3 protein-coding genes are annotated in these 2,786 nt (G+C 69.5%); 1 reads left to right on the top strand and 2 read right to left on the bottom strand.

Annotated features, from left to right (window positions below):
* Positions 1-792, top strand: a 792-nt coding sequence (gene mmsB / locus G3N94_RS40640; protein ID WP_205799809.1) for a 3-hydroxyisobutyrate dehydrogenase, incomplete at its 5' end; no start/stop codon positions are given.
* 168 nt (positions 793-960) lie between these two features.
* Here mmsB and G3N94_RS40635 read toward each other — a convergent pair.
* A complete protein-coding gene (locus G3N94_RS40635) occupies positions 961-1,293 on the bottom strand; it encodes a hypothetical protein (protein WP_205799808.1) in 333 nt (110 codons plus the stop codon).
* A 267-nt stretch (positions 1,294-1,560) separates the two neighbouring features.
* Positions 1,561-2,786 (bottom strand): cytochrome c (locus tag G3N94_RS40630; RefSeq protein ID WP_205799807.1); only part of this gene is annotated, 1,226 nt, incomplete at its 5' end.

The following is a 2,786-nucleotide window of genomic DNA, read 5'->3' as shown; positions in this document are numbered from 1 at the left end:
CTACACACGCCCTGCAGCGCCGCCGCGACGCGCGCCAGCTGGCCGGGCGACGCGGCGCGCGGCGGTGCGGACATGACCACGATGCTGCCGGCCGCGACGCACGTGCAAAGCGTCTATCTCGGCGACGACGGCGTGCTCGCCGGTGCACGCGCCGGCGCGACGCTGATCGATTGCAGCACGATCGATCCGGGCACCGTGCGCGCAATCGCCGACGCGGCCGCGCAGCACGATCATCCGCTCGCCGATGCGCCGGTGTCGGGCGGCACCGCGGGCGCGCAGGCCGGCACGCTGACCTTCATGGTCGGCGCGGACGCCGCGCTGTTCGAACGGATTCGTCCGGTGCTGCTCGACATGGGGAAGAACGTCGTGCATTGCGGCGGAACCGGCACCGGCCAGATCGCGAAGATCTGCAACAACCTGCTGCTCGGCATCTCGATGATGGGCGTGTCCGAGGCGATGGCGCTCGGTGCGGCGCTCGGGATCGAGCCGGCGGTGCTGGCCGGCATCATCAACACGTCGACCGGCCGCTGCTGGAGCTCGGACAGCTGCAACCCGTATCCGGGCGTGCTGCCCGCGGCGCCCGCCGCGCGCGGCTATTCAGGCGGCTTCGCCGCGAACCTGATGCTGAAGGATCTCGGGCTCGCAACCGAAGCCGCGCGGCAAGCGCGCCAGCCGGTGTGGATGGGCGCGCTCGCGCAGCAGCTCTATCAGTCGATGAGCCAGCAGGGATTGGGCGGACTCGACTTCTCCGCGTGCGTGAAGCTGTACGAAGCGCAGGCGCCGGCCGCGTGACGGCCGGCTGACGGAGCAATGCAGGCGACGCGCACGCGTCGCCTGCCGCGCACGCCGCACACCGCCGGCCGCTTCGGGTTCGCTAATGATCTGCAGTGCCACGCGATTAGCGATCGGCCGCGGACCAGCCTCACTCGCCGCCCCACCATCGCGCGGCGGCGGCCCTCCTCAACCGCGCGGGTCAGCCGCGGCTTCGAAGGTCGGATGGCACTCGAACGCGAGTTCGGAGCGGGCGTTCACGCCGCGGCCGCTACTCAACGACTCCTGTTTCATGCTCGCGCGCATCCCGCGCTGCGAGCAGAAGTCGCTTGCTTCGTTGACCGCTTTCGTATGTGCGTCGGCCCAGGTGGTCGACACGCCGACCGTGCGCGTCGATACGGTGAACACGTTCGGGTTCGACGTCGCGGTGACGTCGGAAGCGGTCGAGCAGGCGGCAAACAGCGATACGACGGCCACGACAGGCAGCCATCGCAGGGATTTCGGAGAGACAGGGTTCGGCATCGGGGGTAGTGCGCCGTCACTGGAACGGCATTCGACAACATGGCCGCCAGTATGCCCGCCAATTCGCCGAAGATCATGCCCTTTTCAGAGAACAAACTGTTTCGAATGGTTAAACGATGGGGGTTCAGATACCGGGACGAGCCTGATCGCGCATGACAGAGCGGGGGTTTGCGGGCGAAGATCCGGTAATCGTCGGTCAATGCGACAGCGTGACGCAGGCAGTATCTCCACCCGCTCCCCGCTGCCCGCCTGTGCTTCTTCGACTCATCAATGCGCGCCCCGCCGGATTCGCGCGGACACGGCTTCCAGATCGCGCCACGCCGGCTGCCCCGGCGCATAGCGTGCGCGGATATAGGCCGCCAGTTCGGCCATTTGCCGGTCGTCGAACGCGTCGCGAAAGCCCGGCATGTAGCCGAGTTGCTCGGTCGCCGGGTGGTCGATGCCGTCGTGCAGCACGCGCAGCAGGTTGTCCGGCGTCGCGTGGCTGACGCTCGTGTTCAGCCCCATCAGCGGCCGCACGCCAAAATGGCCGACGCCACCCGACTCCGCATGACACACCGCGCACGCGGCATCGAATGCACGGCGGCCGTTCTCGAGACCGAGCGTCGCGACCGCTTCGGCGCCGCGCGCCTGATGGGCGGCCGCGTCGGCGGCGCTCGCAGCATCGACTCGTGGCGACAGCGACGCGACGTAATGTGCGATCGCGCGCACATCCGCTTCGGGCAGCGTCGCGAGCCCGGCGACGACAGGCGCCATCGGCCCCGCCGCGACGCCGTGCTGCGCCGAGAACCCGGTGCGCAGATAGTCGAACAGCGCATCCTCGGTCCACGGCACCGGCGACGCGTGCGCGCCGACCAGCGACGGCGCCGCCCAGCCCTCGGCTGCGCCGCCCGACAGATACGCGAAGCCGCCCTTCTCGGCGCCCAGCACGTTGCGCGGCGTATGGCACGCGCCGCAGTGCCCGGCGCCGTCGACCAGGTACTTGCCGCGATTCCATAGCGCCGAGCGCGACGGGTCCGGCACGAACGGAGCCGAGTCGTGAAACAGCACGTTCCAGCCGGCGACAAGCCGCCGCTGGTCGAGCGGGAATGGCAGCTTCGTCTTCGGCGGCACGTGTTTCACCGGCGGCTGCGACATCAGGTACGCATACAGCGCGAGCAGGTCCGCTTCACTCAGTTTCGCGAACGCGGTGTATGGGAACGCCGGGTACAGGTGCGTGCCGTCCCGTCCGATTCCTTCCCGCATCGCGCGCGCAAACGCCGGATACGACCATGCGCCGATACCGGTGTCCGGATCGGGCGTGATGTTGGTCGTGTAAATCGTGCCGAACGGCGTGTCGAGCGCAAGGCCGCCCGCGTTGACCGCGCCGCCCGGCGCCGTGTGGCACACCGCGCAGTCGCCGGCGATCGCGATCTGCCGGCCCCTTTCGAACGTCGCCGCGCTCCACATCGCGCCGTCCGCGCTACCCGCCGCGATCGGCGCGATCGCCGCCA

The sequence above is a fragment of the Burkholderia sp. Ac-20353 genome (assembly GCF_017104785.1).
Lineage (GTDB): Bacteria > Pseudomonadota > Gammaproteobacteria > Burkholderiales > Burkholderiaceae > Burkholderia.
Note: the sequence above shows the minus strand (reverse complement) of the source record. Positions and strands in the feature narration are given on the sequence as shown.